The 26,569-nt window shown below is 53.1% G+C and carries 24 protein-coding genes; 6 read left to right on the top strand and 18 right to left on the bottom strand.

The genetic code is table 11. The features are described from left to right. Positions 1–16 precede the first annotated feature (16 nt). Genes OGY15_RS02195 through OGY15_RS02185 form a run of 3 tightly spaced genes read right to left on the bottom strand, consistent with a single transcriptional unit; the run spans position 17 to position 2,978 of the window. Positions 17–979 carry a lysylphosphatidylglycerol synthase domain-containing protein gene (locus tag OGY15_RS02195; RefSeq protein WP_278238552.1) on the bottom strand — a complete coding sequence of 321 codons (963 nt, stop codon included), beginning with the start codon at positions 977–979 and terminating at the stop codon, positions 17–19. Then, positions 979–2,220 carry a cardiolipin synthase ClsB gene (clsB, locus tag OGY15_RS02190; protein ID WP_151219600.1) on the bottom strand — a complete coding sequence of 414 codons (1,242 nt, stop codon included), beginning with the start codon at positions 2,218–2,220 and terminating at the stop codon, positions 979–981. The genes OGY15_RS02195 and clsB overlap by 1 nt, the downstream gene beginning before the upstream one ends. Next, positions 2,217–2,978 carry an endonuclease/exonuclease/phosphatase family protein gene (locus OGY15_RS02185; protein WP_210904860.1) on the bottom strand — a complete coding sequence of 254 codons (762 nt, stop codon included), beginning with the start codon at positions 2,976–2,978 and terminating at the stop codon, positions 2,217–2,219. The genes clsB and OGY15_RS02185 overlap by 4 nt, the downstream gene beginning before the upstream one ends. Before the next feature lie 131 nt (positions 2,979–3,109). Here OGY15_RS02185 and OGY15_RS02180 point away from each other — a divergent pair, with 131 nt between their 5' ends. Further along, a complete protein-coding gene (locus OGY15_RS02180; RefSeq protein WP_016152353.1) occupies positions 3,110–3,520 on the top strand; it encodes a YbhQ family protein in 411 nt (136 codons plus the stop codon). Here the strand turns inward: OGY15_RS02180 and OGY15_RS02175 are convergent. Genes OGY15_RS02175 through cecR form a run of 5 tightly spaced genes read right to left on the bottom strand, consistent with a single transcriptional unit; the run spans position 3,482 to position 9,123 of the window. Further along, entirely contained in the window at positions 3,482–4,588 is a 1,107-nt protein-coding gene (locus OGY15_RS02175) for an ABC transporter permease (RefSeq protein ID WP_286537971.1), read from the bottom strand. The two genes, OGY15_RS02180 and OGY15_RS02175, sit on opposite strands and share 39 nt — an antisense overlap. Before the next feature lie 10 nt (positions 4,589–4,598). Continuing rightward, positions 4,599–5,732 (bottom strand): ABC transporter permease, encoded by a 1,134-nt coding sequence (locus tag OGY15_RS02170; RefSeq protein WP_003831545.1) that lies wholly within the window; start codon positions 5,730–5,732, stop codon positions 4,599–4,601. Next, the gene (locus OGY15_RS02165; protein WP_151219601.1) at positions 5,725–7,461 is read right to left on the bottom strand and encodes an ATP-binding cassette domain-containing protein; all 1,737 of its coding nucleotides are present in this window, start codon (positions 7,459–7,461) and stop codon (positions 5,725–5,727) included. The genes OGY15_RS02170 and OGY15_RS02165 overlap by 8 nt, the downstream gene beginning before the upstream one ends. Then, positions 7,454–8,449 (bottom strand): secretion protein HlyD, encoded by a 996-nt coding sequence (hlyD, locus tag OGY15_RS02160; protein ID WP_151224986.1) that lies wholly within the window; start codon positions 8,447–8,449, stop codon positions 7,454–7,456. Before hlyD ends, OGY15_RS02165 begins: the two co-directional genes overlap by 8 nt. Further along, positions 8,446–9,123 (bottom strand): transcriptional regulator CecR, encoded by a 678-nt coding sequence (cecR, locus tag OGY15_RS02155; protein WP_151219603.1) that lies wholly within the window; start codon positions 9,121–9,123, stop codon positions 8,446–8,448. The genes hlyD and cecR overlap by 4 nt, the downstream gene beginning before the upstream one ends. Before the next feature lie 221 nt (positions 9,124–9,344). On the opposite strand from cecR, the gene rhlE reads away from it, so the two are divergent. The 4 genes from rhlE (at position 9,345) to OGY15_RS02135 (ending at position 15,179) form a co-directional block, all read left to right on the top strand. Further along, positions 9,345–10,688: an ATP-dependent RNA helicase RhlE gene (rhlE, locus tag OGY15_RS02150; protein ID WP_151219604.1), complete on the top strand. Its 1,344-nt coding sequence runs from the start codon at positions 9,345–9,347 to the stop codon at positions 10,686–10,688. 96 nt (positions 10,689–10,784) lie between these two features. Then, complete coding sequence (dinG, locus tag OGY15_RS02145; RefSeq protein ID WP_286537963.1) at positions 10,785–12,935, top strand: ATP-dependent DNA helicase DinG; 2,151 nt, start codon at positions 10,785–10,787, stop codon at positions 12,933–12,935. 29 nt (positions 12,936–12,964) lie between these two features. Then, the gene (ybiB, locus tag OGY15_RS02140; RefSeq protein WP_286537959.1) at positions 12,965–13,933 is read left to right on the top strand and encodes a DNA-binding protein YbiB; all 969 of its coding nucleotides are present in this window, start codon (positions 12,965–12,967) and stop codon (positions 13,931–13,933) included. A gap of 160 nt (positions 13,934–14,093) precedes the next feature. Beyond that, the gene (locus OGY15_RS02135; protein WP_286537956.1) at positions 14,094–15,179 is read left to right on the top strand and encodes a malate/lactate/ureidoglycolate dehydrogenase; all 1,086 of its coding nucleotides are present in this window, start codon (positions 14,094–14,096) and stop codon (positions 15,177–15,179) included. 97 nt (positions 15,180–15,276) lie between these two features. Here OGY15_RS02135 and ybiJ read toward each other — a convergent pair whose 3' ends face one another. The 5 genes from ybiJ to mcbA all read right to left on the bottom strand — a co-directional run bounded on the left by ybiJ (position 15,277) and on the right by mcbA (position 19,739). Further along, a complete protein-coding gene (gene ybiJ / locus OGY15_RS02130; RefSeq protein WP_079936844.1) occupies positions 15,277–15,537 on the bottom strand; it encodes a DUF1471 family protein YbiJ in 261 nt (86 codons plus the stop codon). Between the two features lie 301 nt (positions 15,538–15,838). Continuing rightward, on the bottom strand, positions 15,839–16,105 hold the full coding sequence (locus OGY15_RS02125) for a DksA/TraR family C4-type zinc finger protein (RefSeq protein WP_142417726.1): 267 nt from the start codon (positions 16,103–16,105) through the stop codon (positions 15,839–15,841). Positions 16,106–16,180: 75 nt separating this feature from the next. Next, positions 16,181–16,858 (bottom strand): PKHD-type hydroxylase YbiX, encoded by a 678-nt coding sequence (ybiX, locus tag OGY15_RS02120; protein ID WP_151219607.1) that lies wholly within the window; start codon positions 16,856–16,858, stop codon positions 16,181–16,183. Positions 16,859–16,901: 43 nt separating this feature from the next. Then, positions 16,902–19,187, bottom strand: coding sequence for a catecholate siderophore receptor Fiu (locus tag OGY15_RS02115; RefSeq protein ID WP_151219608.1), 2,286 nt, complete (start codon positions 19,185–19,187; stop codon positions 16,902–16,904). A gap of 291 nt (positions 19,188–19,478) precedes the next feature. After that, complete coding sequence (gene mcbA, locus OGY15_RS02110) at positions 19,479–19,739, bottom strand: DUF1471 family periplasmic protein McbA (protein WP_151219609.1); 261 nt, start codon at positions 19,737–19,739, stop codon at positions 19,479–19,481. A gap of 211 nt (positions 19,740–19,950) precedes the next feature. Here mcbA and rlmF point away from each other — a divergent pair, with 211 nt between their 5' ends. Further along, positions 19,951–20,877, top strand: coding sequence for a 23S rRNA (adenine(1618)-N(6))-methyltransferase RlmF (rlmF, locus tag OGY15_RS02105; protein ID WP_187252750.1), 927 nt, complete (start codon positions 19,951–19,953; stop codon positions 20,875–20,877). On the opposite strand, the gene ybiO is transcribed toward rlmF, so the two are convergent. The 5 genes from ybiO to dps form a co-directional block, all read right to left on the bottom strand. After that, a complete protein-coding gene (gene ybiO / locus OGY15_RS02100) occupies positions 20,874–23,111 on the bottom strand; it encodes a mechanosensitive channel protein (RefSeq protein WP_286537941.1) in 2,238 nt (745 codons plus the stop codon). The genes rlmF and ybiO overlap by 4 nt on opposite strands. Before the next feature lie 118 nt (positions 23,112–23,229). Next, complete coding sequence (glnQ, locus tag OGY15_RS02095; RefSeq protein WP_048226011.1) at positions 23,230–23,952, bottom strand: glutamine ABC transporter ATP-binding protein GlnQ; 723 nt, start codon at positions 23,950–23,952, stop codon at positions 23,230–23,232. After that, the gene (gene glnP, locus OGY15_RS02090) at positions 23,949–24,608 is read right to left on the bottom strand and encodes a glutamine ABC transporter permease GlnP (protein WP_043015695.1); all 660 of its coding nucleotides are present in this window, start codon (positions 24,606–24,608) and stop codon (positions 23,949–23,951) included. Before glnP ends, glnQ begins: the two co-directional genes overlap by 4 nt. A gap of 107 nt (positions 24,609–24,715) precedes the next feature. Continuing rightward, a complete protein-coding gene (gene glnH / locus OGY15_RS02085) occupies positions 24,716–25,462 on the bottom strand; it encodes a glutamine ABC transporter substrate-binding protein GlnH (RefSeq protein ID WP_016152370.1) in 747 nt (248 codons plus the stop codon). Positions 25,463–25,827: 365 nt separating this feature from the next. After that, on the bottom strand, positions 25,828–26,331 hold the full coding sequence (gene dps, locus OGY15_RS02080) for a DNA starvation/stationary phase protection protein Dps (RefSeq protein ID WP_151219612.1): 504 nt from the start codon (positions 26,329–26,331) through the stop codon (positions 25,828–25,830). Positions 26,332–26,569 lie beyond the last annotated feature (238 nt).

Here is a 26,569-nt window from a genome sequence, read left to right as displayed (position 1 = left end):
GCCGCCATCCGGTGAATTATTTCGCCATCGCCTTCTCGTTTTTTACCCGCAACTTTTTTGCCCGACTCTCCAGCAGCAAATAACACACCAGTGCCAGAAGTAGCGGAATAAAATAGTACAACACGCGATACGCCAGCAGAGCGGCAATAATCGTTCCCTGAGACGTTTTCTCTCCTGCCAGCAGCGCCATAAAGACCGCTTCCAGCACGCCGATCCCCGCCGGAATATGCACGATTACGCCGGCAATACTGCTCACCAGCAGCACGCCCAGCACGAAGAAATAATCGATATTCTGACCGAGCAACAACCAGATAATCGCCCCCATTACCATCCAGTTAGCACTGGATATCGCCATTTGCGCGAGGGCAAATTTCCAGGAGGGTAGCACCAGCTTTTGGCCCTTGATGGTGATGTGTCGATGCTTAGCGAAGGCGCAAAACCACAGATAAACGACAATAATCAGCAGCAGCGCTACGCCTAAAATACGCAGCGTACCTTCATCGATATACCAGTGTGCGGGCAGTTCAACGATGCCGAAGGTAAAAATAAAACCGCCCAGCAGAATATAGCCCAACCAGTTGGTGGTAATGCTCAGCGAAAAAATGCGGGTGATTGTGCTCCCCGGTAATCCGAGGCGAGAGTAGAGTCGATAGCGCATCCCAATACCGCCTACCCAGGTGCTTAACGTCAGGTTGAAGGCGTAACAGATAAACGACACCAGCATGACCTGACGTTTTGCCAGCTTATGGCCGCAATAATAGCGTCCGAGCAGGTCATAACAGCCGTAAAGCAAATAACTGACAATCACCAGCCCCACGGCGCTGAGCAGGGCAATCCGGTTGTAATCGCGGATGACCGTCCACACCTCCTGCCAGTTGACTTTGCTGGCATAAACCACCAGCAATACGATGACCGCAATAAAAAACAGCCATGTAAGGATCTTTTTCGCTAATCGCCAGCGTCGGTGGCTTTTTACCATCAGGATTTTCCTCCTGCATCCTCAGTTGGAATACGATCCTGCGTTTCCAGCGTGGGCTGTGCGGGCGGCTCTACCTCAGCCAGATGCGGGGTATGCGCCGGTAGCCAGCCGACCAGAGCCGGGAAGTGGCGTAAAAAGTGGAACGCCAGTACGCTTTTGGTCAGGTTCCACCAGGTGCGCTTGGGCAGCATGGATTCATCAACACGCTTGCAGTCCTGCGCAATGATAGGGTTCAGGTTGTCACGTAAAGTCTGGTTAAACGTGCGGTCATGAATAATCAGATTTGCCTCCAGATTGAGCGACAGGCTCAGGGGGTCGAGATTGCTGGAACCGACCGTTGCCCAGTGGTCATCCATCAGTGCCACTTTGCCGTGCAGAGGCCTACGCCGGTATTCATAAACATGGACGCCGCCTTTAACCAGATAGTTGTACAGCAGGCGGGCGCCAACTTTTACAATCGGCATATCCGGTTCACCCTGGACGATGAGTTTTACCCGCACGCCGCGTCTCGCTGCTTTACGCAGGGCATGCAGCAGGCGATAGCCCGGAAAGAAATAGGCATTGGCAATAATCACTTCCCGCCTTGCCTGGGTTAGCATTTTCAGATAGTGGCGTTCAATATCATCACGATGTTCTTCATTATCACGCCAGACAAACAGTGCCTGTGCTTCGCCGGGATGATGATTATCGACGGCCCGATGATGACGTCGCCACCAGCGTCGTACTGCGCTTTGCCCCGGTAAGTTCTCCAGCACGAATGTCAGGATATCAGCCACAACAGGGCCTTCAACGCGAACGGCGTAATCCTGCTTGGCCTCCGGGCCGTAATCAGACATATGTTCAGCGGAATAATTGATGCCGCCGACAAAAGCAACACGATCGTCAATGACCACTATTTTGCGATGCATTCGGCGAAAGAGATTGGTGCGCATACCGAACAGGCGCGGACGTGGATCGTAGTAGCGGAAGACAACGCCGGCTGTGGTCAGCTCTTCAACAAAACGGTCGCTAAGATCCGGCGAGCCGTAGCCATCCAGCAGCACCTCTGCTTTGATTCCTCGCCGGGCGGCTTCGAGCAACGCGGCATGCAGCTGTTTTCCTACCGCATCTTCAAACCAGATAAAGGTCTCAAGGATAATTTTTTGTTGCGCCTGTTTAATGGCGTCAAAAACGGCGGGGTAGAATTGATCGCCGTTTTCCAGCAGTTGAATTTGATTGCCTTCACGCCAGCCATATTTCATAAATGAATCTCCGCACTCAGAGGGGCATGATCGGACAAATGTCGCCAGTGACGCAGCGCTAGCGTCGTTGGGGTACTGGCATTCGCGTTTTTCACATAGATCCTGTCCAGACGCAGCAGGGGAAACTGCACCGGAAATGTGCGTGCTGGGCGACCGTGGGCGCGGGTAAAAATCTCGTCAAGTCCGGCTCTGGTTTTCAACGGGTGATTGGCCGTTTGCCGCCAGTCGTTGAAATCTCCAGCGATCACCACCGGTTCCGCGTCGGGCAGGGCATTGACCCAATCAGCCAGCATCGCAAGCTGGGCCTGGCGATGAGCTTCGCGTAAACCGAGATGCACACACATGACATGAATGGGGTGGGAGAGCATTGGTGGCGCGATACGGCAGTAAAGCACCCCGCGCTTTTCACTCGCGCCGACCGACACATCACGATTTTCATCATGTTCAATGGGATAACGCGATAGCACCGCATTACCGTGATGCCCCTGCGGGTACACAGCATTACGCCCATAGGCGAAGTCGCTCCACATTGTGTCCGCCAGAAATTCGTAGTGGGTGGTATCCGGCCAGTTCTCAATGCGCAATGAGTGAGCTTCGTGCGCACCCATCACTTCCTGCAGGCATACAATGTCCGCACCAACCGTTCTGACGGCTTCCCTTAGCTCAGGCAAAATAAAACGCCGATTGAAGGCGGTGAACCCTTTGTGAGTATTAATGGTGAGCACATTGAATGAAAATTGAACTCCCGATCCGCTCATGAGCCTCCCGTTGGCGTCACTTCCTAAATAAAATAGTGTAGTCATCGTCACAAAAAGATGCAGTGTTGCGGAATTTTCCGTAAAGTCCGGTACTCTGAACAATTAGTTGAAAATCCTTCAGGAGAAAAGCCATGAGGTGGCAACAACGTGTTCGTGTCGCAACGGGTCTAAGTTGCTGGCAGATTGTGTTGCATTTACTGGTAGTGGCGTTGCTGGTAATGGGCTGGATGAGCGGCACGCTGGTGCGCGTCGGCCTGGGATTATGCGTCGTTTACGGCGTAACAGTTTTATTAATGCTGGCCTTGCAACGTCACCATGAACAGCGCTGGCGCGACGTAGCGGATGTGCTGGAAGAACTCACCACCACGTGGTATTTCGGTGCTGCGATGATCGTGCTGTGGTTACTGTCACGCGTGCTGCAAAACAACGTTTTGCTGGCACTGGCGGGGCTGGTGATCCTGGCCGGACCCGCCGTGGTCTCGCTGCTGGCGAAAGACAAAAAGCTACATCACCTTGCGTCGAAACATCGCATACGCCGCTGAGCCGGTTGTGGCCGCTATCACCAACAGCGGCCACAAACTTCCCCAGACAATCTGCAGACTCGCATCCTTCAGGTAAATCTGTTTCGTAATGTCCGTAAAATGGCGGATTGGGTTAATCCACGTCAGATTCTGTAACCACACCGGCATATTTTCGACCGGCGAGACGTAACCTGAGAGCAAAATCGCCGGCATCATAAACACAAACACGCCGATAAACGCCTGCTGCTGTGTCGCGCACAGCGATGAAATCAGCAAACCAAAGCCGACCAACGACAGCCCGTAAATCACCATCGTGAAATAGAACAGCCCCAGTGAACCGGCAAACGGAATGTCATAAGCCCAAATGCCGATTGCCAGCACAATGGTGGCCTGAAAGGTTGCCACAATTAGCGCGGGAACCGCTTTGCCGATGAAAATCTGCCAGGTGGTAAGCGGAGAGACCAGCAGCTGATCCAGCGTGCCTTGTTCGCGCTCACGGGCAACCGACAGCGAGGTGACGATCATTACGCCGATAGTGGTGATCATCGCGATCAGCGACGGTACTACGAACCATTTGTAATCCAGATTCGGGTTATACCAGTTACGCACGACCAGCTCGCTATTGTTTGGTTTCGGCTTGCCGTCCATCAGCTCCTGCTGATACGTCTTAACGATCTGCTGCAGGTAGTTGGCGGCAATTTGCGCGCTGTTGGAGTTACGCCCATCGAGGATAATTTGCATGGGTGCCTGCTGGAAGGTGTCCAGATTGCGCGAAAAGTTGGCCGGGAAGCGCACCAGCAGCAGGGCTTTTTGCGTGTCGATAGTCGGCTTAATTTCCTGGGGACTTTTAAGCAGCAGAACATGGGTAAAGGCGCTGGCGCGGGCGAAGCGTTGGGTTAACTCCACCGAATGTTTACCGTTGTCTTCGTTATAGATAGCGATCGTGGCGTTGGTCACTTCCAGAGTCGCCGCAAACGGGAACAGGACCACCTGAATCAGTACCGGTAAAATCAGAATGGCTCGCGTCTGCGGTTCGCGTAACAGCGATTGCAGCTCTTTGCGAATTAACGTCCATAAGCGATGAAACATGCCCGTCCCCTTAATCCAGCCGACGTTTGGTTTTAAGCCACGTCAGGCCAATAAACATTACCGCCGAAGCGATTAAAAACAGCACGTTGATAATTAGCACCACAGGAATATTTCCCGCCAGAAACAGGCTTTGCAGGGTGCTGACGAAATAACGCGCCGGAATAATGTAGGTTACCGCCCGGATAATCGCGGGCATGCTGTCTATCTGGAAGATAAAACCTGACAGCATAATCGAGGGCAGGAAAGCGGCGTTCAGCGCCACCTGAGCGGCGTTAAACTGGTTGCGGGTAATAGTCGAAATCAACAGGCCCATGCCGAGCGTACTCAGCAGAAACAGGCTGGTAATGAAAAACAGGATTAGCAGCGAGCCGCGATAGGGCACGCCGAGAATAAATACCGACACCAGCATACACAGCAGCATCGCCAGCATGCCGAGAAAATAATAGGGGATCAGTTTACACAGCAGCAGCTCTACGCGGGTGACTTCGGTAGAAAGCAGCGCCTCCATGGTTCCGCGTTCCCATTCGCGCGCCACTACTAATGAGGTGAGGATCGCGCCAATGACCGTCATTATAATTGTTACCGCTCCGGGAATAATAAAATGCTGGCTGATGGCTGCCGGGTTAAACCAGTAGCGGGTCTGCACGTCGATCAAGGGCTTGAATGATTCTCCACGATCTTCCGCCCGCTGTTGTTGCCAGATCTGCCAAATACCTTCGACATAACCCTGCACAAAGTTGGCAGTATTGGGTTCGCTGCCGTCGGTGATCACCTGGATCGGCGCCACGTCGTTTGGTCGCGCCATCTGCTGGGCGAAATCCACTGGGATCACCACCAGCCCGCGAATGCGCCCGGCCTGCATTTTCTCAATCAATTCCTGACGGTTATCGCTGATAGTGGCGTCAATATACGGCGAGCCGGTCATGGTATGGGTAAAATCCAGCGCCTCTTCGCTTTGCTGTTCGAGCAAAATCCCTACCCGTAGCTTGCTGGAGTCGAGGTTGATCCCGTAGCCGAAAATAAACAGCAGCAGCAACGGGATCACCACCGCAATCAGCCAACTGCTGGGATCGCGGACGATCTGGCGGGTTTCTTTCACGCACAGCGCGCGTACGCGACGCCAGGAGAGAGCGGAATTACTCATGCGCGTGCTCCTTATCCCAGTCATTGATTAGCGTGATAAACGCCTGTTCCATCGTCGGATCCGGCGTGTCGTTGTCGGCAGCCTGAGCTTTCAGGTCGTCCGGCGTACCGCTGGCAATCAGTTTGCCGCGATACACCAGCCCGATGCGATCGCAGTACTCCGCCTCGTCCATAAAGTGGGTAGTCACCATTACCGTGACGCCTTTTTCCACCATGCTGTTGATATGCAGCCAGAACTCGCGGCGAGTGAGAGGATCGACCCCCGAAGTGGGTTCATCGAGGAACAAAATATCGGGTTCATGCATCAGCGAGCAGGCCAGCGCCAGGCGCTGCTTAAAGCCCAGCGGCAGTTCGTCGGTGGCGTGAGACGCGATGCTTTTCAGACCGAATGCCTCGCTCATACGATCGATTTTCTCCTTCTGTGCCCGACCGCGCAGGCCGTAGACGCCGGAGAAAAAGCGCAGGTTCTGCTCAACGGTCAGGTTGCCGTACAGCGAGAATTTTTGCGCCATATAACCCAGATGCTGGCGCGCTTTGCCGGAGCTGACCTTCAGGTCCATGTCCAGCACCAGCGCTTTGCCATACGTGGGAACCAGCAGGCCGCACATCATTTTAAAGGTCGTGGATTTGCCTGCGCCGTTGGGCCCTAGCAGGCCAAAAATCTCGCCGCGCTGCACGGCAAAGTCTACGTGGTCGGTCGCGGCAAAATCGCCAAATTTCTTGGTCAGCGCTTTGGCTTCGATCACCGTTTCGCCAGGCGTGCCTTCTACGGTATGCAGGATAGCGCCCAGTGGGGACTCCGATGTCCCGGCTCCGCCGAGTAAATCGATAAAAGCATCCTCGAAACGGGGGGCGGTTTCGTTGATGGTTACTTCCGGCATGCCGTCAGCGTGTTGAATCTGCTGAACTGTCACGTCCTTTTTCAGGATTAAACGGACGGATTTCCCCTGAATCATCCCGTCGCTGACCAGCGGCAGTTTTAACGCGCGTTGCAGCAGTCGGCGGTTATTTTCCTGCGGACTGCTCATCAGGAAGCTTCGACCCGCCATGGTTTGCGTCAGCTGAGTGGGATCGCCCTGGTACAACAGCTCACCTTCGTTCATCAGCAGTACATCACGACATTGCTCTGCTTCATCCAGGTACGACGTACTCCAGAGGATCAGCATACCGTCCCCGGCCAGCTCATGAACCATTTGCCACAATTCGCGACGGGATATAGGGTCGACACCGACGCCAGGCTCATCCAGCAGCAGCACTTTGGGTTCGCCGACCAGCGTACAGGCCAGCCCGAGCTTTTGTTTCATGCCGCCGGAAAGTTTGCCGGCCAGTCGTCCGGTAAATGGCCCCAGCGAGGTAAATTCCAGTAACCGGGCAAAGGTTTTTTCTCGCGTTTCACCGGTGACGCTGCGCAAATCGGCATAGAGATTGAGGTTCTCCATGACGGTCAAATCTTCATACAGACCAAATTTCTGCGGCATATAGCCCAGCACCGCATGCAGCGCGCTGTCGTCCTTGATGGGATCAAAACCAATCACCGCAGCACTTCCTGCATCGGGTTTTAACAATCCTGCCAGCATGCGCATCAGCGTGGTTTTCCCCGCGCCGTCCGGTCCGACAAGTCCGGTCACGTAGCCCGCATGCACGGTACAGTCGAGCGGGGCGACGGCGGGTTTTTCCATTCCGGCAAAGTTTTTTGTCAGCCCTTTGAGCGTAATAACGGCATCATTCATGCCGTGCCTCGTCACTAAATTTGATCGTTACCGGCATTCCCTGGCGCAGCGCATCGTCCGCGTCGGTCACCACAATACGCAGGCGATAAACCAGATCGGTGCGCAGGTCAGGAGTTTCAACTGTTTTCGGCGTAAACTCGGCAGTAGGCGACACGAAGCCGATTTTACCGTGATACGGTTTGTCCGGACGGCCATCGGTGTAGAGCAGGATTTCGCGTCCCGGTTGGGCCTGGCTCAGATTCCGCTCATCTACGTAGGCGCGAACCCAAACCGGACGCGTAAGCGACAACGTCAGTACCGTGCCCCCTTCGTTCAGCATGCTACCAGGTTCCACCGCACGGGTGAGTAGTGTGCCGTCAGACGGGGAGATTAGCGTGGTGTCGTGTAAATTGAGCTCTGCCTGCGCAAGCTGGGCCTGAGCTTGTTCGAGCGTGGCTTTCGCCTGTTCAATGTCCTGTACACGATTACCGCTGCGATACTGGGTAAGTTTGTCCTGCGCAGATTTCAGCGAAGCCTGCGCCTGATCGCGTGATGAACGGGCATTTTCCAGATCGTTGGCGGAGATGGTGCGGCTTTTCCACAATCCTACCTGCCGATTATAAAAGTTCTGCGCGTAATCATAGGCGGCCTGCGCCTGTTTGACGGCCGCTGCTGCCTGAGCAATCTCTTCTGTGCGATACCCGGCCAGCATCAGATCGTATTGCGCCTGGGCGGCGGCAACATTGGCTTTCGCCTGCATTAACGCGTTTTCATATGGGGCGTGATCCAGTTCACCCAGCACCTGACCGGCTGTAATAGCATCGCCTTCGTCAACCGCCAGTGAGGCCAGCCTGCCGCCAACGCGAAAACTCAGGTTGACGCTACGGATATCGACATTGCCGTACAACGTCAGGCCGTTATCTTGCCGACTTTGATACCACCACGTTCCACCGGCAATCACGGCAACGAGGGCCGCGATAACCAGCCCGAGCACGACAGGTTTTTTCATGACTCCAGACTCCTTTGCGTTAAACCTTGCAGAATAAGATCGATGTGACAGGTGATCGTTTGGTCAATCAGCGCGCTTTTATCTTCATCAAATTGTGACCAACCTGTACGCAACAGAATGGTTTCTTTCCCAAGACGAAAGGCCAGCACCTCGCCGAGGATGGCGTGGGTGTGCAGAATCATTTGGGTATCGTTGGCATCGCCGCCTGTATAAGCAGCAATCAGGCGTGTTAAGTGTGTATGCAGCGGATTGATAACCTGGTCGTGCACCAGTTGATAAGCCGCGGTGGGTGAAAGCTGTTCGCGCGAGATAAATTTGCTCAGATTTACGGTGTCTTCCTGGGTGAGCAGCGTGATCATATTTTTGCAGGCGCGCAGGATCAATTCGCGCATTGCGCCACGATCCGGCTTTGGCTGGGCAAACAAACGCTCAGCTTCTTCAGCGTGCGGGCGAAACTGTGAGCCGATAAAATCCGCAATCCACTGGGCACAGGCGAGATACAAATCCTCTTTTGAGCCAAAATAGTAGGTGATAGCCGCAATATTTTGCCCGGCTTGCGCGGCGATATCGCGCGTGGTGGCATGCAGACCATACTCGCCAAACTGTGCCAACGCGGCGGCAATAAGCTGATTTTTTGCCTGTTCACCTTTGGTTGTCATGGTGGGTGTATTCATGGCACGACTCTGATCTTAATCAATCGATTGATTAAGATTATGACTGATGTGCAACCTTGTCCAGTCCGGGGCGTTATTTTCCTCAGCAGGGATAATTTATGCGGCACATCACAAAAACTGCTACACTCCGCCCCTTCATGACATTGTGGTTTTTGTCATCTCTATTGTATGTATCTCCCTGAAAACGACACCGGTAACGGTCAGGGCGGTTCGGAGTTGTTATGTCTTTTGATTCCCTTGGTTTAAACCCTGATATTTTACGTGCCGTTGCCGAACAGGGTTACCGTGAACCTACCCCTATTCAGCAGCAGGCAATCCCTGCCGTGCTGGAAGGCCGCGATCTGATGGCCAGCGCCCAGACCGGTACGGGGAAAACGGCAGGTTTTACCCTGCCGCTGTTGCAGCACCTGATTACTCATCAGCCGCATGGTAAAAGTCGTCGTCCGGTGCGTGCGCTGATCCTCACGCCAACCCGCGAACTGGCGGCTCAGATTGGCGAAAACGTACGTGATTACAGTAAGTATCTGAACATCCGCTCGCTGGTGGTCTTTGGCGGCGTTAGTATCAACCCGCAGATGATGAAGCTGCGCGGCGGCGTGGATGTGCTGATTGCCACGCCTGGCCGTTTGCTCGATCTGGAACACCAGAATGCGGTGAAACTGGATCATGTTGAGATCCTGGTACTCGATGAAGCTGACCGCATGCTGGATATGGGCTTCATTCACGACATTCGTCGTGTTCTGGCGAAGCTGCCGGCAAAACGCCAGAACCTGCTGTTCTCTGCAACGTTCTCTGACGATATTAAATCGCTGGCCGAAAAGCTGCTGCATAACCCGCTGGAAATTGAAGTGGCGCGTCGTAATACCGCGTCAGAGCAGGTGACTCAGCATGTGCATTTCGTGGATAAAAAACGCAAACGTGAACTGTTGTCGCAGATGATTGGTCAGGGCAACTGGCAGCAGGTGCTGGTATTTACCCGTACCAAACACGGTGCGAACCATCTGGCGGAACAGCTAAATAAAGACGGTATTCGCAGCGCGGCGATCCACGGTAACAAATCTCAGGGGGCGCGTACACGTGCGCTGGCTGATTTCAAATCCGGTGATATTCGCGTGCTGGTGGCGACGGATATCGCCGCGCGTGGCCTGGACATTGAAGAGTTGCCGCACGTAGTGAACTACGAGCTGCCAAACGTCCCGGAAGATTATGTGCACCGTATTGGTCGTACCGGTCGTGCTGCCGCCACTGGCGAAGCGCTGTCTCTGGTGTGCGTCGATGAACACAAGCTGCTGCGTGACATTGAGAAGCTGCTGAAAAAAGAGATCCCGCGTATTGCGACGCCAGGCTACGAGCCGGACCCATCCATCAAAGCCGAGCCGATCCAGAACGGTCGTCAGCAGCGTGGCGGTGGCGGTCGCGGTCAGGGTGGAGCCGGGCGTGGCCAGCAGCCGCGTCGTCAGGATGGCGGTGCGCCAAAAGCGAAACCGCGTAGCGGCGAAGGCAAACCGGCGGGCGATAAGCCTCGTCCACCGCGCCGTCCGCGCAAACCGTCTTCCGCGCAGTAATTGCGAGCCCGGCCGAAAGGTCGGGCTTTTCTTTTTGCGACACGTACCAGAAAGTGCCACAATAGTGGCTGTTTATACAGTATTTCAGGTTTTCTCATGGCACTAACGGCCGCGTTAAAAGCGCAAATCGCCGCCTGGTATAAGGCGCTTCAGGAACAGATCCCCGACTTTATCCCCCGTGCGCCGCAACGGCAGATGATTGCCGACGTCGCGAAAACGCTGGCAGGTGAAGAAGGGCGGCATCTGGCGATTGAAGCGCCGACCGGAGTGGGGAAAACCCTGTCGTACCTGCTCCCCGGTATTGCCATCGCGCGTGAAGAACAAAAAACGCTGGTGGTCAGTACCGCCAATGTTGCTTTGCAGGATCAGATCTACAGCAAAGATTTACCGCTGTTGCGCAAAATTATCCCTGACCTACGTTTTACCGCCGCGTTTGGTCGCGGACGCTATGTTTGCCCGCGTAATTTAGCGGCGCTGGCCAGTACCGAACCCAATCAGCAGGATCTGCTGGCCTTTCTCGACGATGACCTGACGCCCAATAACCAGGAAGAACAAAAGCGCTGCGCCAGGCTAAAAGGCGATCTCGACAGTTACAAGTGGGACGGGCTGCGCGATCACACGGATATCGCCATCGATGACGGACTCTGGCAACGCCTGAGCACCGATAAAGCCAGCTGTCTGAATCGTAACTGTCACTACTATCGTGAGTGCCCCTTTTTTGTCGCCCGCCGCGAGATTCAGGAGGCTGAAGTGGTGGTGGCCAACCACGCGCTGGTGATGGCGGCTATGGAAAGCGAAGCTGTGTTGCCGGAGCCGAAAAATCTGCTGCTGGTCCTTGATGAAGGCCACCACCTGCCGGACGTCGCGCGTGATGCGCTGGAGATGAGCGCAGAAATCAGCGCCCCCTGGTATCGGCTCCAGCTGGATCTGTTCTGCAAATTAGTGGCGACCTGCCTGGAACAGTTTCGCCCGAAAACTACGCCGCCGCTGGCGAACGCCGAGCGTCTGAACGCTCACTGTGAAGAGTTGTATGAACTGATTTCATCGCTTAATAGCATTCTTAATCTGTATATGCCCGCTACTCAGGAGGCGGAACACCGCTTTGCGATGGGCGAACTGCCTGCAGAAGTGATGGAGATTTGTCAGCGTCTGGCAAAGCTTACTGAAATGCTGCGCGGGCTGGCGGAACTGTTCCTCAACGATCTCAGCGAAAAAACTGGCACGCACGATGTTGTGCGTCTGCATCGGGTTATTTTGCAGATGAACCGGGCGCTGGGCATGTTTGAGTCGCAAAGCAAACTGTGGCGGCTGGCATCGATCGCGCAGTCGTCAGGCGCGCCGGTGAGTAAATGGGCGACGCGCGAGGTGCGTGACGGGCAAATCCACGTCTGGTTCCACTGCGTGGGGATCCGTGTGAGCGATCAGCTTGAACGCCTGCTGTGGCGTAGCGTCCCGCATATTATTGTCACTTCCGCAACGCTGCGCTCGCTCAACAGCTTCTCGCGTTTGCAGGAGATGAGTGGGCTGAAGGAAAAAGCAGGGGATCGGTTTGTCGCGCTGGATTCACCGTTTAATCACGTTGAACAGGGCAAAATCGTCATTCCGCAGATGCGCTACGAACCGTTAATTGATAACGAAGAGCAACATATCGCGGAAATGGCCGCCTATTTCCGCGAACAGTTAGAAAGCAAAAAGCATCAGGGGATGCTGGTGCTGTTTGCCAGCGGTCGGGCGATGCAGCGTTTTCTTGAGCACGTCACCGATCTGCGTCTGCTGTTGTTGGTGCAGGGCGATCAGCCGCGCTATCGACTGGTAGAGTTGCACCGCAAACGGGTGACCAACGGCGAGCGCAGCGTGCTGGTTGGGCTGCAATCTTTTGCTGAAGGTCTGGACTTGAAAGGCGACCTGCTGACCCAGGTGCATATTCACAAAATTGCATTTCCGCCGATCGATAGCCCGGTGGTGATCACCGAGGGCGAGTGGTTGAAAAGCCTGAATCGCTATCCTTTCGAGGTTCAAAGCCTGCCTGCGGCGTCATTCAATTTGATCCAGCAGGTTGGGCGACTCATTCGTAGCCACGGCTGCTGGGGAGAAGTGGTTATTTATGACAAACGTTTATTGACCAAAAATTATGGCAAGCGTTTACTGAACGCGTTACCCATATTTCCGATAGAGCAACCTGCTGTGCCAGACGTTATAGTAAAACCAAAAGAAAAAACGAAACCTACGCGTCGCCGTCGGCGTTAACGATGCGAGCAACAGGCAAGGAGTTATCGATGGATTACCGCAAAATCATAAAAGAGATTGGGCGAGGAAAAAATCACGCGCGTGACCTGGATAAGGATACTGCTCGCGGACTGTATACCCATATGTTGAACGGCGACGTACCGGAGCTTGAAATGGGCGGCGTACTGATTGCGCTACGTATTAAAGGCGAAGGCGAAGCGGAGATGCTGGGCTTTTACGAAGCAATGCAAAACCACATCCTTCGCCTGACCCCGCCGGTTGCCAAACCCATGCCGATTGTCATTCCCAGCTACAACGGCGCGCGCAAGCAGGCGAATTTGACGCCGCTGTTGGCGATTTTACTGCATAAGCTGGGCTTCCCGGTGGTGGTGCACGGCGTCAGCGAGGATCCTACCCGCGTGCTGACAGAAACCATTTTCGAGCTGATGGGGATTGCGCCGACGCGGCATGCCGGGCAGGCACAGGCAAAGCTGGATGGTCATCAGCCGGTGTTTATCCCGGTGAGAGCGCTGTGTCCTCCGCTGGAAAAACAGCTGGCGATGCGTTGGCGAATGGGGGTGCGCAACAGTGCGCACACGTTGGCCAAATTAGCGACACCGTTTGCTGAAGACGCCGCGCTGCGTCTTTCCAGCGTGTCACACCCGGAATACGTCTCGCGTGTGGCAAAATTCTTCAGCGATATCGGTGGACGTGGCCTGTTGATGCACGGTACCGAAGGCGAGGTGTACGCCAACCCGCAGCGCTGCCCGCAGATAAGCCTGATCGATTCGTCCGGTGTGCGAGTGCTACAGGACCGACAGAGCGAGATGCCTGACGAGCCGGTACCGCTGCCGGTGGCAAAAGATCCGGAAACCACTGCGCGCTGGATTGAGCGTTGTCTGGCCGGCAGTGAGCCGGTTCCGGCATCGTTGAAAATCCAGATGGCCTGCTGCCTGGTGGCAACCGGTGAATCCGCGACGCTGGCTGAAGGACTTGCTCGCGTCGAACAAAACTTCTGATTTTTTATTCCCCGACGGGCCATTTTCCAGGCCTGTCGGTTCTCTCTTTTCGCCAACGTGAAATTTCTGCACGTTTATTGACCTCCTGAGCGCCGTGGCGCAGCATAGTTTGTTGAAAAATAAGAAACACAATCAACACGCGACACAACAGGAGATAACAATGAACAGTGGACATCGCTTCCCTGCGCCAACGCTGCACGCATTTACCCAGGCCGTTTTTCAGCAGATGGGAAGCAATGAACAGGAGGCGCGACTGGTGGCCGATCATCTGATAGCCTCTAACCTCGCCGGTCATGACTCCCACGGCATCGGCATGATCCCCAGCTATATTCGCTCATTCTCGCAGGGACATCTGCAGATCAATCGTCATGCCAAAGTGGTTAAAGATGCGGGGGCGGTGATTACGCTTGATGGCGATTGTGCCTTTGGTCAGGTGGCGGCGCATGAAGCCATCACGCTGGGGATTGAAAAAGCGCGTCAGCACGGTATTGCCGCCGTGGCATTACATAATTCGCATCATATTGGACGTATTGGCTACTGGGCGGAGCAATGTGCGGCGGCAGGTTTTGTCTCAGTGCATTTTGTGAGTGTGGTCGGGATCCCGATGGTTGCACCGTTTCATGGCCGCGATAGTCGTTTTGGCACTAACCCCTTCTGCGTTGTTTTTCCGCGTAAAAATACCTTCCCGCTGTTGCTGGACTATGCAACCAGTGCCATCGCGTTTGGCAAAACCCGTGTGGCATGGCACAAGGGGGAGCCGGTGGCTCCGGGATGCCTGATTGATACAAACGGGGTGCCTACAACCGATCCTGCGGTAATGCAGGTTTCTCCGCTGGGATCGTTGCTCACGTTTGCCCAACACAAAGGTTATGCGCTGGCCGCGATGTGTGAAATTATGGGTGGTGCGCTTTCAGGGGGTAAAACCACACATGAAGAGAGCCTGCAGACCAGCCCGGACGCCATCATCAACTGTATGACCACTATTATTATGAATCCGGAACTGTTTAGCGCGCCGGACTGTGACAACCAGGTTGCGGCATTTGCCGAATGGGTGAAAGCGTCCCCGCATGCTGAAGATGCCCCGATCCTGTTGCCTGGGGAGTGGGAGGTGAATACTCGCGAGGAACGGCTGGAACACGGTATTCCGCTGGATGCCGGAAGCTGGCAAGCGATTTGTGAGGCGGCACTGCAAATGGGCATGCCAGACGCCGTGTTGCAGGAATTCCGTCAACGACTGGAACACTAAGCAAAAAAAAGCCCGTCCAGTGGCGGACGGGCAAACAAAGGGTAACAAACAGGGTCAATGAGGGTTGGAGCATTGGGTCGTACAGGTAATCTTTCGGTTATTTATAGATAACCGCGGTGCCGCTCATTTTGTCTTTACCGACAGCGGAAGTGATGCTGTAACCAGATGCACCAGCAGCAGCCGCTTTCTCAGCCAGTTTGGCTTCCAGGCCATCCAGTGTGGTGGCCCCATCAGCAGAAACTACACCAATTTTATTCATGCTTTGTGCCTGAGTGGAGGAAACCGGCTCGGCAGCGAAAACGCCAAATGACAGGGTAGACAGGGCGATAGCAGCAACAGCATATTTAATGTTTTTCATGATTAATCTCTCGCAGGTTTGTTCTGTTAGTTAGTGTTCTGTTAAGAAGACGTTGTTTCGTCGATGTGATAAGTATCACGTTTTTTTTGGCGAGAGAAAATCGAATAGAATTGACGACATCAATCAAAAAAATTGAATGACAAATAACTTATTGAATATTAATAAATTCAGATGAGGGATTTACAGTTCTTGTCACTACGCTTTACAGAGAAACCAACAACGGCACATTTTGCCACACAGAGTGCAAAAAAGCGTGCTCGTAAAGGAAATCGTATGCGCTGAAACTTTTGGTAAAGATGAGTCAACGTAGCTGGCTATCTTTCGAACCTCTGCGATTATATCCTGAAAATGCTGCATTATGTGAATCTTTATCCTGTTGGCATGTGATGCACAAGCGTACGCCAGGTACTGCCTCACGCCTGGCCTGTGGGATAGGATTGCCGCATTCTTCGCATTCATACAGACTTTCCCCCGTCGGTAACTCACCACGGGCGCGGGCAACAGCATCTTCAATAGTATTGTTGATCTGTTCGTTAACTGCGTCGTCATTTGCCCATCCGGATGCCATATGTACCTCCTGCTGATGTCTACAGAATAAGTATAGCGAATGTGATGGGCGAAAAACGACCACGCATCAGCGGTATCAGATTTCAGACCATTCGCGCAGCAGGTTATGGTAGAGATTGAGTAACGACAGGATCTCGCTACTTTCCCCATGACGCGCCTTCAGGGACTGAATGTTTTTATCCAGTTCAAAAAGCATGGCGCGATTTTTGTCATCTCGGATCATCGACTGGATCCACATAAAGGATGCCACACGAACCCCACGGGTTACCGGCGTAACGCAGTGCAAGCTGCTGGAAGGGTAAAGCACCAGATCGCCCGCTGGAAGTTTTACCGCGTGCTGGCCGTAGGTATCATTGACCAGCAGTTCTCCTCCCGCATAATCGTCGGGATTACTGAGGAATAAGGTGGCGGAAAGGTCTGTGCGCATCCAGCCGTTTTCCGGATGACTACGTACCGCGCCGTCAACGTGGAAACCGTAGGTTTCATGGTCCTGGTAGCGATTAAACAGCGGTGTGGAGAGCGTTTTCGGTAATGCTGCGGCGAAGAAAAGCGGGCTGTTATTCACCGCAGTTTGTACCGCTTGTTGCAAAACGCCGTAACGCTCGCTTTGCGTATCCACCTGCTGGTTGTTTTTTACCTGCGCGCCCTGGGCGCCGGTGGTTGCTCGGCCATCAATCCAGTCGGCAGCGTCCAGTTGTTCGCGAAACCAGGCGACATCCTGCGCCGACAGAACGCCGGGAATGTGGTACATCATCAGTGTTTCTCCTGAAAGTGGGGCTTTCGCCCCACGAGATGGATCAGAAATGCATATTGGCGGTGAGCAGGAAGGTTCTTGGCTCGCCCGGATGGTAACGGTATCCGCTCTTGTTGATGGAGGATACATAATCGGTGTCGAACAGGTTATAGACGTTCAGCTGGAAATCGAGATTGCGATTCACGCGATAACCCAGCCTGGCGTCGGCGACCCAGTAACCTTCAGTATAAGATGGCGTACCCACTGCGCCGTCCGAACCGCGATGCATGCTGCCCACGTAGCGTGCGCCCGCGCCAACGGAAATATCATCGGTAGCCTGATACTGGCTCCACAGCGTGAAGGCATGTTCTGGCGTATAGGGCAGGGAAGAAGAACCATCCTGAGCAATGTTTTTGCCGCTGTGGATCGTGGCGCGTTGCTGGGTGTATCCTCCAATAACCTGCCATGCGGGGGTGATGTTGCCAGCTACGGAGAGTTCGTAGCCTTCAACGCGTTTCTCCCCGTACTGGGAATATGTTCCGTCGTCGTTCTGCTCTACTTCATTCTCAATATCTGTGCGGAAAATCGCGGCGGTTAACAGCAGGCGCTTATCCAGCACCTCCCATTTGGTGCCGATCTCGCTGGTTTTCGCTTTCTGTGGTTTGAAGTCGGTACGGTTTGCGCTGTTACCGGTTCCTCCCTGCGCAAGGGCAAAGTTGCTGCCGCCCGGCGGTTGCTGAGAAACGGCATAGTTAATGTAGACATTGCCGTTATCGGTCAGGTGATACAGCGCGCCCGCTTTCCAGTTCACCAGATTGCCTGATTTGGCAGTATCCACAGTGGTGACCGGGGAACCTTTGGCGACGCCTGTCGGACATGCAATTGCACCACGGCCGGAAGCGCCGCAAGCGGTGGCGCTGTCATATTCAGTGCGGTAATTGTCGAGGCGAATACCGCCGTTTAGCTCAAACTCACGGGTAATTTGTAGCGTATCAAAAGCGTATACGCCAAAGGTATCGGTTTGCCCGTTAGCGTTGGCACCGCTACGCGATAATCCGCCGATATTCACGTCGCTGTTGGGATGATAAATATTAACCGGCGGCGGGGTGAGCGGGGCTACACCATAGTTGGTTTGTGTTTCGCGCGCCAGTTCCACACCGGTACTGATATCGTGGCCGATGGATCCGGTGTAAAATTTTGAGGTCAGGTTAGTCTGGTTGGTCAGGATTTTGTTACTGACATCTTTGGTATTTGCCAGGCGTGACCATGTCCAGGTGTCGACGCTGCTGGTGGGTTGCGTAATGTTAGACGCACCGCCCATCACCGCCGTCATCAGATAATCCTGTTTAATACGCGACCAGCGGGTGGTGTTGCGAATCGTGGTGCTGTCGCTCAGGTCATGTTCAAAACGCATTGTCGCGGTATCGGTCGTCGAATCGTCGTAATCCGAGTTGGTACCGTAGAAGTTATGCGTATCGACTTTTCCTGAATGATTCAGTGCAGACGTTCCTGCGGAAGGCGCAGAGTAACCCGGCAGGCCGATAGTGGGGATGCCTCCATCCGGCGTGTTGTGCTGAGTCACGTGCAGATAGTTCAGATACAGTCGGTTCTCGGTGCCTAAGCCAAAAGCGAGAGAGGGGGCCACACCGTAACGTTCATTCTTTACGTTGTCGCGACCGGCATCATGTGTTTTTTCGCCCATCAGATTTAAACGTGCGGCTGTGGTGTCGCCGATAGCCTGGTTAATGTCCAGCGTACCACGGCGGAACCAGGCGCTGCCGACGCTGGCCGACGCATCGATCCCGGAGTCGGTGCGCGGCTGTTTACTGATCATATTGATGGAACCTGTCGGTGCGCTACGCCCATAGTCGGTGCCGGAAGGGCCTTTGATCACTTCGACCTGTTCGGTATTGAAGGTATCGCGCGTGACGCTGCCAATATCACGAATACCGTCGATATAAATACTGTTTGAGGTATCCGCACCACGCATATAAACCGCATCACCGGTAGTGGAATTGCCGTTTTCGCCAGCGAAAAACGCGCCAACGCCCGGTACGTTTTTCAGCGCATCGGTCAGATTTGTTGCGCCTTGATCCTTAATCACTTGTTCAGAAATCACCGTCATGGTGCGGGTGGTATCCGCTACCGGGCGGGAGAATTTAGGGTCGGCAGACTGTGTTGGGGCATATAGCGAAGGTTTGGTTGCTTCAACGACCAATGTATCTTCTTGTTTTTTATCCTGATCGCCTGCAGCGACAGCCTGGGCTACCGGAGACAGGCCAATGCACAGACCAGCAAAAAAAGTCAGTGAATGAAAACTACTGGACGGCAAGTTGCGATTTTTATCCATGTTAATAAGTGACTTATTATTTTTGAGTAGACGGTTTCACTCACGCTAAGGGACATCTCTGTGGATGTTGTACCCTGCAGGTCTCGCGAAAATGAATGTGTAATTGATAATGATTTTGATAATCATTTCTAATCAGTGAGGAGTTTTAGCATTCATTAATTCAAAAATAAATACATTTATTTACATTGGATTCAAAATTCCAACATGATGATTACGATTTGAGCTGTGTGTGGCGTGATGAGAGCGCAAAAAACTGCATTCGGGTCGAATGCAGTTGGGATGAGGTGGGGGCTACTTATAAATAGTTGCGGTACCGTACATCTGGTTTTTACCGCCCGCAGAGTTAACAACAAAGCCTTTTGCGCCTTGTTCTTTCGCTTTTTCTGCCAGCTTGTCTTCGAGATCGCTCAGGTTAGTTGCACCGGTAGCAGATACTGTGCCGGAAGCGTGTAACTGACCGGTGGCTGGGCTGGTGTAGGGCTGTGCAGCAAATGACGCAAAGGTCATGCCGGCCAGTACGGTAGCGGCAAGTAATGTGAGGCATTTCTTCATGGTGATATCCTCTGAAAAACAACAGGTGTGCCTGATAAGTTTAGGTCGCCAGCAGATGACATTTACCGCAAAAAATCGATGATGAACCGTCTGTTTTTTGAACAAAGAAATCGGTATGAAGCAGGCATAAAAAAATCAAATTTCCACGAAGTGCGTGTTTACCCCGTGACGTTATGCGGGTATCTTACGCCGCTGTTAAAAGGAGAATGCTATGCCCCCCCAGAAACCGGGATTACACCCACGCAATCGCCACAATGGCCGTTATGATCTTGCGACTTTATGCCAGGTTACCCCAGAGCTGACGCAATTTCTCACCCTCACGCCAGGCGGTGAACAGAGTGTTGATTTCGCCAATCCGCAAGCCGTCAAGGCGCTCAATAAGTCACTGTTGGCGCATTTTTATGCGGTGAAAAACTGGGATATTCCAGACGGTTTTTTGTGTCCTCCTGTTCCTGGCCGCGCTGATTACATTCACCACCTGGCCGACCTGTTGGGGGAAACCAACGGCACCATTCCGGCAAATGCGAGCATCCTGGACATCGGCGTAGGGGCAAACTGTATTTATCCGTTGATCGGCGTGCACGAATACGGCTGGCGATTCACGGGCAGTGAGACCAGTAGCGAAGCGTTTAACAGCGCTCAGGCGATCGTAAACGGCAATCCGGGGTTAACCCGTGCTATTCGTCTGCGTCGCCAGAAAGATGCTACGGCAATCTTCAACGGTATCATTCACAAAAATGAGCAGTATGAAGCCACATTGTGTAACCCGCCATTCCATGATTCTGCGGCCTCAGCCCGCGCAGGAAGCGAGCGTAAACGTCGTAATCTGGGGCAAGATAAAGATGATGCGCTGAACTTTGGCGGACAGCAGCAGGAGCTGTGGTGTGAAGGCGGTGAAGTGGCGTTCATTAAAAAAATGATCGCTGAAAGCCAGGCCTTTGGTCGCCAGGTGATGTGGTTCACCACGCTGGTTTCGCGCGGCGAGAATTTGCCTCCGCTGTATCACGCGTTGACGGACGCGGGCGCGGTGAAAGTGGTCAAGAAAGAGATGGCCCAGGGGCAAAAGCAGAGCCGCTTTATTGCCTGGACCTTTATGGATAACGATCAGCGTCGCCGTTTTATGGCGCGTCAACGTTAAAGCGTTGGCTCGGCTGGCGGCAGCGGTTCGCTTGCCGCAGGCGTTGGGCCATGCACCGGTGCAGGCAAGACCTGATATGTCTGTACCGGCGCGCGTATGTTCGCCAGATCGAAGTATTTCTTCACCTGGCTGTCGAGCGCAAAACGTACCGTCCACTGCTTCAGCGGCAAGGTGGTAAACGAAACCCGCAGCGTGAAGGCCGTATTGGTTAACCCTACAATCCCCGCAAACGACGGCTCGCCGATAATAAGCCCACGGATGTCTTCTTTTTCCATCACCGCAGCAACCGCGTCTTTCAACGCCTGATTCGCTTTATCCGCATCCTCATGGCGGTCTACATCGTAATTGGCGACGACCGATCCTATTCCACGCACAAAGTTGGCGAAGGTCGTTATCGATGACCAGGGAATGATATGGTACGCCCCGGTGTCCTGACGCACGCCCACAGAGCGGATAGACATCCGTTCTACCGTACCGGTGAGAGGACCGATGGTAACCAGGTCGCCGGTGTTCATGCCATTTTCGAACTGAATAAAGATCCCGGTAATAATATCTTTTACCAGCGTTTGCGAACCAAAAGAGATCGCCAACCCCAACGCCCCGGCCCCAGCCAGTAAGGGGGCGATATTGACGCCAATTTCTGACAGCACAATCATGATGGTGATCGTGCTGATGATCACCGCCAGCGCGTTGCGAAACAACGTCAACAGGGTGCGGGTACGCGCGCTGGGTAGCGGGCGGCCGTGAATATCGGAAGCCAGACGATTTTCAATCAGGCTGGCGAGAATCGTCCAACCGATGGCGGAGAAGAATAAAATCAGCGCGATACGGATCAGGATATCCACCGTTTTTTCTCCTGCGCCGTAATGCAGCCAGTTCCAGAAGTCGAACAGTCCCCAGGCATTCAGTAGCAGCATGACCGCGACACACACCGTCAGGATCCTGGCGACGCTTAACGCCGTCGACAACCAACCATTCAGCCGCTTTTGGAGTTCCGGATAGCTGCGCTGGGTATGTGGTGAAAGAGTAATGGTTTTGGCTATCCAGCGGGAAAGCATACCGGAAACAAACGCGGCGATCCCGACGATCACCAGGCTGCGCAGCGTGGCACCCATCATGAATTTCAGGCTGTTGCCTGGATCAAACAGCGAGAAGAAAAACAGCACAATGAAGTAGGCGCTGGCCAGCCAATGCCATACCAACGCAAAAGCGCGAATAAACAGACTGAAAAAAGCGAGGGATCTTTCCGCCAGATTCAACAAATGCTGAGTAATTTCTTTCTTGTTTCTGAAAATCAGGTACAGCGCCCATAGTGTGATACACAACATGATGATGACGTTTGCCATCGCGCCGACCTGCACGTTGACCTGATTCGAGATAATGGGTACGGCAACAATAAGCCCGTAGCCAATCAGGCTGCTCAATGAACTCAATCGGCGATTCCAGTAGCGCGCGCCAGCATCCGGAATGTTAAACGGGCGCAGCTCGGCCACCGTAGGGCAAAATATCAGGCGCAAAATGGCCTTGAAGAACTCAATCAGGGCGAAAGCATTGAGAAACAAACTTTGCTGAAAAGCGATCGTGCGACTGCCGGCGTTCATTTTGTCGCTCAGTATCTGCCCGACAAACAATGTCAGCGCCAGCAGAAGCAAATCGATAACGAATGCGCCAACGATCATCGCCGGAAGCTGGAGCCAGTTGCTGCGCTCGCGGTTTTTGCGCCGTGCCCATTGTCCCATTTTGCGATACAGCGGCAGCGCGCACAGACGAACCAACCAGAAAAAACCGAACACCGACACCGCCAGCATTAAAAAATGCGTCAGGGCATTGGTGAACGTTTGCGAGTTAAAGGTTTTGTGCGGGGCATCGGTAATATTGCGATAAAGCTGGGCAAAGCGGCTGGAGAGGGCTTCACCGTAGTGGCGGGTGACATTCGTGACGTTTTCCAGTACCGTTTTTTCCTCCGTTAGCGTGGGCGGGACAATGGTCGGCACCGGCTGGGCAGGAGGGGCAGTGGCCACTTTGCGTAACTGGCCGATCAGCTCCTGACGCGAGGCGTCATTTTCCAGCACATCGGCCAGTGCGCCGTAAGCCGCTTTTTTCTGTTCAATATCCGGCTCTTTCGCCGGTGTGGTTTGCGCGTTGGTTGACGTTGGCGTGGTAACGCCAGGAATCGTCACCGCCTGGGTCGGAAGACTCAACAGACAAACAATGATGAACAGGATCCCGCGCATGACTCCTCCCATGAGAAAATAAATTCAAAAGGATAAGTATAGATGTCAGGGCGGGAGAGAATTGAAATGAGAGGATTCTGGTGAAAAACCTCCCTTCGGATGAAGGGAGGCAGAGCTATCAGGAAACGTGCTGCAAGAATTCCTGTAAGCGTTGGCTGGGCGGATTTTCAATCAGGGCCTGCGGATTACCGTCCTCGGCAATACGGCCCTTATCAATGAAAATCAGGCGTGAAGCCACTTTTTCGGCAAAACCGATTTCGTGGGTCACAATCACCATGGTCATCCCTTCTTCCGCGAGATCCTGCATTACTTTCAGAACTTCGTGGCGCAGTTCCGGATCCAGCGCTGAGGTTGGCTCATCAAACAACATCATTTTCGGCTTCACCGCCAGCGCACGGGCGATAGCCACACGCTGTTGTTGACCGCCGGACAGCTCAGAAGGGTAGTGGTGGGCGCGCTCGGCCAGTCCCACTTTCGCCAGCAGTTCTTTCGCCAGTTTCTCGGCCTGTTCTTTATTCGCCCCGCGTACGCGCTGCGGCCCGAACATGACGTTTTCCAGCGCCGTCAGATGCGGGAACAGATAGAACTGTTGAAACACCATCCCGGCTTCCTGGCGGATTAACCGCTCGTCTACCTTCGGATCGTTCACTTTCAGACCGTCGACGATCAGATCGCCAGAGGTTATCTCTTCCAGTTTGTTAATGCAGCGCAGCAGGGTAGATTTACCGGATCCGGAGGGTCCGATAATGACCACCACTTCACCCTGTTCAATGTTCAGATCAATATTGTGCAGCACTTGAGTTGGACCAAAGTGCTTAGAAACGTTTTTAAATTCAATCACAGGATTTTCATCCTTCTTTCCAGACGACGCAGAATGAAGCTCAGCACCAGCGTAATGATCAGATAGAACACCGCAACGGCGCTCCAGATTTCCAGTGCGCGGAAGTTACCGGCAATGATTTCCTGGCCCTGACGGGTCAGTTCGGCGACGCCAATGACAATAAACAGCGAGGTATCTTTAATGCTGATGATCCACTGGTTGCCCAGCGGCGGCAGCATACGACGCAGTGCGAGAGGTAAAATTACGTGGCGGATGGTCTCTGTGCGTGAAAGCCCAAGCGCCAACCCTGCCTCGCTGAAGCCTTTATGGATTGAGAGCACCGCGCCGCGGGTGATTTCCGCAATATAGGCCCCGGAGTTGATCATGATGGTGACAACGGCGGCGCTAAAGGGGTCAATGCGTAAATCGTTAAATGCCATTGGCAGGGCGAAGTAAATAAACATCACCTGCACAACGATTGGCGTACCGCGAATAACTTCGATAAACACCAGCGCTACGTGGTTGGCTATCCAACCGCCGAAGGTGCGCGCAAACCCTGCTGCAAGTCCGATTACCAGACCGCCAGCCAGACCGAGGACCGAGATCCACAGGGTCATTTTGGCGCCTTCAATCAAAAGCGGGATGGCGGGCCAGATGGCACTCCAGTCAAACTGCATATGTCGTTCCTGTTACCGTGGTGAGAAAAACAATGAGCCATAACATGATGACTCAAAATTGCAGACCCGGCGGCGCTGGCGCTACCGGGCGTTACAGAACGTTCTTGTTATTTAGGCTCAGTACCGAACCATTTTTTGTAGATTTCGTTGTACGTGCCGTTTTCTTTCAGCGTTTTCAGCGCGCCGTTCACTTTCTCGCGCAGTTCATCGCTACCTTTCGGGAAGGCGATACCGTACTGCTGAGCTTCAAGGGACTCACCTACGGCTTTGAACTGGCCGTTACCCGCGGTTTTAATGAAGTAAAGAATGTTTGGCGTGTCGTGCAGCACGGCGTCTGCGCGGTTGGTGCCCAGTTCCATATACGCGTTATCGATGTTCGGGAACTGACGCAGGTCTTTAGTTTTGATGTTAGCTTTCGCGTAATCAACGGAACCGGTGCCGCTCTTCACTGCGACAACTTTACCATCGAGATCTTTCACGCTTTTCACGTCGTTATTATTTGCTTTGACCATCACCAACAGACCGCTTTTATAGTAGCCGTCAGAGAAGTCGATCGCTTTTTTACGCTCATCAGTGATGGTGATACCCGCCAGTGCCAGGTCGATATTTTTGGTTTGCAGAGCCGGGATGATGCCACTGAAATCCATTGGTTTCAGTTCATAATCCAGCTTCAGTTCTTTGGCCACGGCAGCCCACAGATCCACATCAAAACCAACGTATTTGTCACCCTGCTTGAATTCAAACGGTACAAACGCAGTGTCGGTTGCGACAACCAGTTTCTTATCTGCGGCATGGGAGGACACCGCAAAAGCCAGGGTAAGTGCAGCCAGTGAAACTTTTAATACAGACTTCATAGGATTTCCTTTTATATCCACGGGGCGATCCCCTGCGAGAACATATGGCTTAATGAAATAATCGTGCCAATTTTGCAACTCATTGTTTTAACAAGAGGGTGTCTTGTTTTTCTGCACAATGAATAGGGCAAAGAAGGCGGTATGCACTGTTTTGGGGCACTCATTTGGTGCGTACCTGGCACGGTGCAAACGGTATCACTATTTAGCGTAAAAAATGTTGATAAAACAATCTTTCGTTAACGATTGTGTGAAGTGATTATTACAAATAATTTACTTTGAAGGGGGGAATGATCAATGCTGTGCACCATAGATGTGCAAAACCCCCGCCGGGGCGAGGGTTATATAGGTAATTCTTATGTCTGTTGTTATTCAATGTTGGCTTCGATAAACCACAGGAATTTGTCGAGGTCGCGTGAAGCGGCGGTGAAGATATCTGCGGTATCTTCGTCTTTTGCTTCGCCAATGGCTTTACGGACGCTGTTAGCGACGACGGCATAGCGGTCAGCCAGTTCTTTCAGGTGATCCTGTACGCTATGGATATCCAGTGGATAGCTTTTCAGAGGCGTTTTGCTGTTAATAACCTGAGTTGTACCCAATGCCACACCACCTAGCTGTACGGCTCGTTCAGCCATCGTGTCGAGGTGATCGGTCAGGGCAGTACGGAAACCATCCAGCATTTCATGTACGGCAATGAAGTTCGCGCCGCGCATATTCCAGTGGGCCTGTTTGGTGATCAACGACAGGTCGATGAATTGGATCACTTGCTGATTCAGCAGCTCAACAGTCGCTTTCTTTTCGCTGTCTGTCACATCGTTGCGGGTATAAAGGAGGGCAGATGCTTTTGTTTTTACCAATTTTGCGGTACTCATATTTTCATATCCTCTTGATGTTTATGTCCCAACTCTTCAACGAAAATAAGTATAGCGCTAAATTTGGATTTATCTTCCCGGTGTTACCTATTACTTTAATAGTGAAGAGACGATGAATATAAAATAGTTGATAAAATCAGTATCTTATGGTGGTTTTGGATGGGGTGATGTTATTTTTATGTTAATGTAAAAAATGAATCAAATATGCGAATGAGAAAAATCTATTTATTAGAATAAT

This window comes from Citrobacter sp. Cu231 (assembly GCF_030332265.1).
Classification (GTDB): domain Bacteria; phylum Pseudomonadota; class Gammaproteobacteria; order Enterobacterales; family Enterobacteriaceae; genus Citrobacter; species Citrobacter meridianamericanus.
Note: the sequence above shows the minus strand (reverse complement) of the source record. Positions and strands in the feature narration are given on the sequence as shown.